Source organism: Nocardia heshunensis, from assembly GCF_054782115.1.
Genome location: NZ_BAAGTC010000019.1, coordinates 1 through 6,965, shown reverse-complemented (window position 1 = coordinate 6,965; position 6,965 = coordinate 1). Strand labels below are relative to the sequence as shown.

Below are 6,965 nucleotides of genomic sequence, written 5' to 3'. Positions count from 1 at the left end.
CGGGTCAAGGATGGCGAAGCCACCGGCATCTCGGGTCCGCCGCCGTGTCCGCACATGCCGCGACCCGCGCGGTTCGAAGCGGCCAAGCGGTCGGCCCCGAAGATCGCTGGGGCCGACCGGGTTTGATTTCCCGCCCACGCCCCCGCCGTCGGCCCGAACGCACTGTCCTGGCACCCCTTTTCAGCCACTCCCGGCACGGTGTCCGGCGGGAGGCATGCCAAAAGAGAGCCACACCAATGACACCCGGTGGGCAGCCGCTGATCGAGCAGCCCACCGGACACCTGGACCGGATCCTGGCCGGGAACCGGCCCTGCCCACAAGTCTCTAGGTAGCCGCTGATCGAGCGGTTCGATACGGTCACGCAACAGGCGGAAGGTCCACGTGTCCAAGCCGATTTCGAAGCGCCGGTCAGCTGGCTATGCCGCACTATAGGTGCTCTGAGCTGGGGTGTTAGCTGACAGCAACCCCGGATGATGCGAACCTGCGACACGCGACCTGCGGTTTCTTGGTCGTGTAGATCCGCCTGCGAATCGGAACTATCGCTTGACCTGGGCGAACGACAGTCCCAGGAGCGCCCTCGGCGGGGCACGATACGCATGGGAACAGTACCGACCAGCATCTTCTCGCTGGCCGACTGGTCATCGAAGCCGATTTCGCCCTGAGCACCCGCAAAGCACCAGGAGGCCGGCGGCGTTGAGACTAGCTGGTGACGATGGGGCGTTCGATCAGTTCGGATGCGCTACTTCTGTCGCGACGCCTGCCATCTGGTGATCTCCCACAACACCTCGGCTTGGCGTCGTGCGAGCAGCTCACCGTCGAGACCCTCGGCGATCACGATCTCGAACTCCGCTTCCAGCGGCTTCTGTCGACGGCTTTCACGAGCGCGAGGCGAAGAACCCCGGGGAACGTTGTTGTCGGCCATACCTTCGTTATGCGCGCAGATCGGGTTCCTGTGAAGAGGGCAGCCTTGTGCACCTGCGAGTCCTGGTGGTGTCCCACTCGAACCACAAGACTTCCCGGGATGCGTGCGTCCACCGACGTCAGCTGCTCACCGCTCGTTGATCACCCAGCCAGCCGTATCGACGAGCGGTCAGCGGCAGACGAGTGTGTTCGACGCGGTTCGGATGCGGTATCTCTGGACTTTCCGAGAGCGCTGCGCGAGAGTGTCGAAGTTTGTTGTCGACGTGCCGGATCCGTTGATGTGCGCGGAAGGGGTTGGTTCGCCTGGATGAGCAAACGACCTCTACCTCTGGATAAAGGGAGATAGCTCCCTCTCGATCGCGGCTTTCGGCTTGCCACCCACGATTGTCTTGACAACCTCCCCGCCCTGATAGACGTTCAGCGTCGGATAGGACGTGACCCCATACCGCGCCGTGACCATCGGGCTCTGGTCGACATTGAGCATGACGACATCGATCATGTCGCCGTATTCTGCGGCCAACGCCTCCAGGTTCGACACCATCGGTCGGTATAGGTTTGCCCACTCCGCCCAGAACAAGACCGCAACGGGTACGTCGCTCTTCAAGACGGCTTCGTCGAAGCTCACGTCGTCAACGCTCTTCAGTGTCATGTCCGCCTCCCAGCCTGCGACGTCCTTTGCGGCGGTGCCTCACCGGACTCATACCCTGATCGGCCTCGCCATGATCTATGGTCGGACATCGACAGTCCGGGCGTCCGGGGTTCGCTCGATTGCGCTCTTCTGCCGACGCCGCGCGGTGCGTGACCAAGCCTGAGACGACCCCCGCCCATCGATCTTCCGACAGGCGGCGGTGTGGCTGTTTGATACCACACGACTAGCGGCAGTACAGGATGTTCCTGCGCCGCTAGCGTTCTCTCGGTCGACCTCTCCCCGCCGGACGTGCGGCATGCGACAGCAGCGCTCGCTCACGAACGCGCTCTCGACAGCTTCCGGTATGGNGTGCAGCCTGTGGACTACCTCGCTTACTGATCCAGGTCGGCCTCGGAATCGGAGACATGCAGATCGAAGGCTTCCAGCTCTTCGTCAACCGCCTCCTGCTGGTCCTCCCAGTTCGCCCCGCCGCTGCCGGGTGCGGAGTCGTCGGTCATCGCGTTCCCTCCTCCCTGGCCGGCTCGTTGCCGACCCTTCGATGGTCCCATGACGAGGTACCCCACACGCGAAATCGGTTTCACCACTTATGAGTACGACGCATACGCATCGGCAGATAAGCGCGTTCAACCGGCACTGGCCGGGCCGGTCCGAACAGGCTTGTAAGCGGCATTATCGGACATCTAGATGGACCGTCGCGGATTGGTCTGTAGCCCCGCGCATCCGTTCTCATGCACGAGACCTGCGTGTAGCAGATACCGTTGTATCTCTACGGATTTGGACTACTGAGGACGGAGCGGTACATGGCTGAAGATGTTGCACCAGAGGCGAAGGAACCGGTACCGGTAACCCTTCAGCCTGAAGAGGACGCCGCAAGCAGGCAGTTCGGCGAGATCGGCGCTGATCCACTTGTCGACAGAAGCCAGGGTTTGTCGTTTGACAGCGACGTAAATGTTGATTTTTCCTATGCTCCTTCGTGGGGCGAAACGGCCAGGAAGGCAAAAGAACCCGAAGCGTGATCCCGCTGGGCTCAGGCGAGGTCCTCCTAGCAGGCCGCAGGAGGACCTCGCTACTGACCGCAGGGTTGATGGAGGGCGAGACGCGCCCATCGGCAATGCAGGACGTTCGGCCGACCCCAGACCGACACCGCCACTTGATCTTCCGCGCGCCGCGCTGGCCGGTTCGGTCAGCGCGCCTCGCGGCATTATCGAACGTCGAGCCAGGCCGTCGCAGATGGGACTGTAACCCTGGGTATCCGCTCTCACGAGCGGGCCCTGCATGTAGCAGATACCGTTGTATCTCTACGTATTTGGACTACCAAGGACGGAGCGATACATGGCTGAAGATGTTGCACCAGAGGCGAAGGAGCCGACGCCGGTGGCCCCGCCTGAAGACGACGCCGCAAACAGTCAGATCGGAGAGATCGGCGCTAACCCGCTTGTCGGCAGAAGTCAAGGTTTGTCGTCCTTTGACGACGATGTGAATGTCGATTTTTCCTATAGCCCGTCCTGGGGCTACTCGGCTAGGAAGGCAGAGGAACCCGAAGCGTAATCGCGCTCGGCGGAGGCGAGATCCTCGCTGTCAGGCCGCAGAAGGATCTCGCTACTGATTACTGACCGCAGGGTTGCTTGAGGGCGAGACGCACTCAATTCGGCAATGCGGGACGTTGAGATGTCATGTGGCCGAAGCCATGAACGCCGCGAGGATGTAGTTGGGGTGGCGGTCGAGGTTGGTGCGGGCACGGTCGTAGCGCATGGTGGTGCGGGGGTCGGCGTGGCGGGCGGCGATCTGTACGTCGCGCAGGTCGACTCCGGCGTCGAGCATGGTGGTGACGAAGGTGTGACGCAGCATGTGGGGATGCATACGCGGTAGCCGGACCACCGAGACCTCCGCCAGTCGCCGCAAGCGCCGGGTAGCGCAATGGCGGTCCATCCGCCTTCCTCGCAGGTTCAGCAGGATCGGCCCCTGTATTCGGCTGTCGACGGCGCGGTCGATCGCGCGTCCGACCGCGGGCGGCAACGGAATCAGCGCGATCTTGGAGCCTTTGCCGATCACATGCAGGACGCGGTGGCCGTGTTCCTCACCGAGATCGGTGACATCACAACGGCATGCCTCACTGATACGCAGACCGAGGAGTCCGAGCATGGCGACCAGCGCGAAATCCGGCGGGTTGTCCGAGTCTCGGGAGGCGACCAGCAGGGCCTCGAACTGGAGGTGTGAAAGTCCCAGTGTCGGAGACTCGTTCGATACGCGCGGCCGGCGGACGTACTCGGCGGGCGAGTGGTCGAGCAAGCCGTCGATCACGCAAGTGCGGTAGAACCCCGCCACGACCGCCAGACGGCGGGCGATGGTGGCGGGTTTGAAGTGGCGCGTTTCTCGCATCCACAGCGAGTAGTGCTCGACCTCGGTCCGCGTCACCGCCAGGGGATTCAGTTCCCGCTCGGTGCACCACGAAAAGTAAAGGCGTAGATCCGATCTCGTATGGACTCGCGAAACGATGGAGAACCGTGCAAGATACGCGAGCGACGCCAGCCGCAGCACGAGATCATCACCAGCGAACGAGACATCCAGATCGGAGGAAGTACCCATCCCTCACGATGGCCCTGTACGGACAACTCACCGAAGCCAGACACGAACCGCAGAGCGCATGGCTCACCGCCACGGCAGAACATCCTGCATTGCCGATGAGCGTGCCGAGAGAGCGCAGGGGTATCAGTCCCACAGTGCACCCTTGAGCGGTTGTGCCCGGCTGAGTTGCCGTTCATGTAGTTACTATCCGAGCGTGCAAGCCGATTTCGATGGAGCCGTGCGTATCGCCCAGCTCGCAGCAGGTTTTGACTGGTCATGGACGGTCGCGAATGTCGAGCAGTTTTGCCAAGAGGCAGGTTGGCGGTCTGAGCCCTTGTCATATGGTGGTACCGAACTTCACACCGGCCTGTCGGTGTCGCAGCCCTGGGGGCGTGCGGAGCATGCCTCCGAGTTTCTTCGCGAATGTTGTAGTGACGGTGGAGAAGTCAAGGAATTGCGTGTGCTCGTAACCGACGTGGCTGACGACGCCACGTCGGAGGGCCACATATGGCTCGTCGATTCCTTCGCGGAGCTTGCCGAGCGGCTGACACTCGAGGTTGGGCCTCCGCTGGGGCCTGTCAACATCTATGGTCCGACGGTCGTCTGGAACCTCGCAAACGCAGTCTTGCTGTTGTCGACCCACATCGACCACGGCACGATTCAGCTGAAGATCGCTGACCCGGTGTACCGACAGTGGGAAATCGAGTGCGCTGACGATGACGACGATTCAGACGAGGACGAGCAGGCCGAGCTATCAGGCTCCGACGGCGATCAGGTATTTCCTCGCACCTGGCTGGAACTGACCACGGCGCTGGCGTTGACGTTGTCGCGACTGTCCGTTGGCGCGCAAGTCGAACTCGCCGCGTCCAGGGACAGAATCGCGAGGTTCGACATGGGCTGGCAGACGTTGGAGTGCAGCGTTTCTCGCTCGGCAGCCCGTCGCACGATGGGGCACTTGTTCGACGACGATCGGGCGCATTGGTTCAGCTTGGGCTGGTCATGGACGGCGATCAATGGCGAACAGGGTTGGGGGCGATCGATCGAGTGGCCGGCCCGCTATCGCGAATTCGAAGCGATGGCCGATGCTGTCGTTATCGCTCTACGTGACGAGCTCAAAGTGGCTCACCCCAAAGACCTTCGAGTTCAAGCGTCGCCAGGGGACTCCGGGCGGGTCGATATCTCAGCCTTCGATCTCGAACCCTAAGTCCATCGACCGAGGCCGCCTCAAGCTATTCAGCTGAGCAAGATGAACGTCCGCTACTGCCGAGTTGAGGGCGTTTGCTCGATCCCGGCGGTTGCTCAGTTGGCCCACGCGAGTTCGGTGAGGTCGAGGATGCCGTCCTCACGGAAACCTGTTGCCTCGGCGGCTAAATCGACGGGGACCTGATACAAACACTCACCGAAGTCCGCTGCGTCGGCTCGGGCGTCTTCGAGGACTTCGGCGAAGTCCCCGGGCAGATCACCGTCATATTCGAGGTTGTCTGGTTCCTCGCCCTCGTTGCAGCAGTGCGTCACGGTCCACACCTGGCGACCGTTCTTCCAACGAGTGGCCGCACTGTCAGGGCCGTACGACGACTCATAGCAGGCGACCACGTCGGCATCTCGCGACAGACGCTCTAGTATCTGCGTTTTGCTGACGTACCCGTCTGGGTCCACGTCGTAGTCGACGATGACATACCAGCCATTGGCAAGAGCCTCGCCTGCAAGTTGTGAATTACCCGGTGAATGGGCGACACCTGTATCGACGAGTCCGAGATCCTTGAGAACTGTCTGAGGCGTCAGACCGCGTACCGCGATCCAGGAAAACACAGATGCCATAGGCGGGAATGTAACCAGCCCTGCCGACAAGCTGCACACTGTGCACTGTTCTGCCGCTGATCGCTCGTCGGAACGGCTGACTCGGGGGCCAACGTCGGTGGGCTGCCGACGTTGGCCGGGGATGCGATGTGGTGCCGAGTGGGACATCAGCAGGACTCGTACGTGTACAAGGCTGTCACCTTCACAGGAGCCCGACCTGCGCGCATAACGGAGGTATGGCCGATAGCGACGTTCCCCGGGGTTCTTCGTCCCGCGCTCGCGGAGGCCGTCGACGGCAGCCGCTGGAGGCGGAGTTCGAGATCGTGGTCGTCGAGGGTCTCGACGGTGAGCTGCTGGCGCGACGCCAAGCCGAGGTGTTGTGGGAGATCACCAGATGGCAGGCGTCGCGGCAGAAGTAGCGCATCCGAACTGATCGAACGCCCCATCGTCACCAGGTAGTCTCAACGCCGCTGGCCTCCGGGTGCTTTGCGGCTGCTCAGGGCGAAATCGGCTTCGATGACCAGTCGGCCAGCGAGAAGATGCTGGTCGGTACTGTTCCCATGTGTATCGTGCCCCGCCGGGGGCACTTTTGGGAACGCCATTCGCCCAGGTCAGGCGATGGTTCCGACTCGCGGGCAGATCTAAGCGACCAAGAAACCGCAGGTCGCGTGTCGCAGGTTCGCATCATAGGGGGTTGCTGTCAGCTAGCGCCCCAGCTCAAAGCACCTATGGTTCGCTATAGTCAGCCGATTGATGATTCTGGATCCGCTTGCGCGCGTGGACCATCCATTCTGATGCGTGGCCGGTTCGAACCGCTCAGGTCGCGGCATTTGCGTGCACTCGCCAGCCGAGCCCGTAGCCGGTTCCGAACGCCCGGTACGCGGCACGAGCGGACAGAGCGACGTCTTCGAGATGCGCCGGGGCCGTTGGTCTTCAGCTGGGTCGCGCTGGCCGCTTCGAACCGAGCGATCAGCGGCATGTGCGGACACGGCGGCGGACCCGAGATGCCGGTGGCTTCGCCATCCTTGACCCG

The 6,965-nt window shown here is 62.4% G+C and carries 9 protein-coding genes; 4 read left to right on the top strand and 5 right to left on the bottom strand.

All coding sequences use genetic code 11. From position 1 onward, the window contains the following. Nucleotides 1–739: 739 nt before the first annotated feature. The 3 genes from ACYVN4_RS36205 to ACYVN4_RS36195 all read right to left on the bottom strand — a co-directional run bounded on the left by ACYVN4_RS36205 (nt 740) and on the right by ACYVN4_RS36195 (nt 2,067). On the bottom strand, nt 740–922 hold the full coding sequence (locus tag ACYVN4_RS36205) for a hypothetical protein (protein WP_460727202.1): 183 nt from the start codon (nt 920–922) through the stop codon (nt 740–742). Between the two features lie 321 nt (nt 923–1,243). Beyond that, complete coding sequence (locus ACYVN4_RS36200; RefSeq protein WP_460727200.1) at nt 1,244–1,570, bottom strand: thioredoxin family protein; 327 nt, start codon at nt 1,568–1,570, stop codon at nt 1,244–1,246. Between the two features lie 371 nt (nt 1,571–1,941). Next, complete coding sequence (locus ACYVN4_RS36195; RefSeq protein ID WP_397013762.1) at nt 1,942–2,067, bottom strand: hypothetical protein; 126 nt, start codon at nt 2,065–2,067, stop codon at nt 1,942–1,944. Nucleotides 2,068–2,370: 303 nt separating this feature from the next. Here ACYVN4_RS36195 and ACYVN4_RS36190 point away from each other — a divergent pair, with 303 nt between their 5' ends. Next, nucleotides 2,371–2,586, top strand: a complete 216-nt coding sequence (locus ACYVN4_RS36190) for a hypothetical protein (protein WP_460727197.1) — start codon at nt 2,371–2,373, stop codon at nt 2,584–2,586. A gap of 316 nt (nt 2,587–2,902) precedes the next feature. Beyond that, complete coding sequence (locus tag ACYVN4_RS36185; protein WP_460727195.1) at nt 2,903–3,118, top strand: hypothetical protein; 216 nt, start codon at nt 2,903–2,905, stop codon at nt 3,116–3,118. A 123-nt stretch (nt 3,119–3,241) separates the two neighbouring features. Here the strand turns inward: ACYVN4_RS36185 and ACYVN4_RS36180 are convergent, their stop codons facing one another. Beyond that, nucleotides 3,242–3,985 (bottom strand): tyrosine-type recombinase/integrase, encoded by a 744-nt coding sequence (locus ACYVN4_RS36180; protein WP_460727193.1) that lies wholly within the window; start codon nt 3,983–3,985, stop codon nt 3,242–3,244. Nucleotides 3,986–4,349: 364 nt separating this feature from the next. On the opposite strand from ACYVN4_RS36180, the gene ACYVN4_RS36175 reads away from it, so the two are divergent. Further along, entirely contained in the window at nt 4,350–5,339 is a 990-nt protein-coding gene (locus ACYVN4_RS36175) for a DUF6301 family protein (RefSeq protein WP_452399808.1), read from the top strand. A gap of 95 nt (nt 5,340–5,434) precedes the next feature. On the opposite strand, the gene ACYVN4_RS36170 is transcribed toward ACYVN4_RS36175, so the two are convergent. Beyond that, a complete protein-coding gene (locus tag ACYVN4_RS36170; protein WP_460727191.1) occupies nt 5,435–5,953 on the bottom strand; it encodes a hypothetical protein in 519 nt (172 codons plus the stop codon). A gap of 215 nt (nt 5,954–6,168) precedes the next feature. On the opposite strand from ACYVN4_RS36170, the gene ACYVN4_RS36165 reads away from it, so the two are divergent. Then, entirely contained in the window at nt 6,169–6,351 is a 183-nt protein-coding gene (locus ACYVN4_RS36165; RefSeq protein WP_460727189.1) for a hypothetical protein, read from the top strand. Nucleotides 6,352–6,965: the final 614 nt, after the last annotated feature.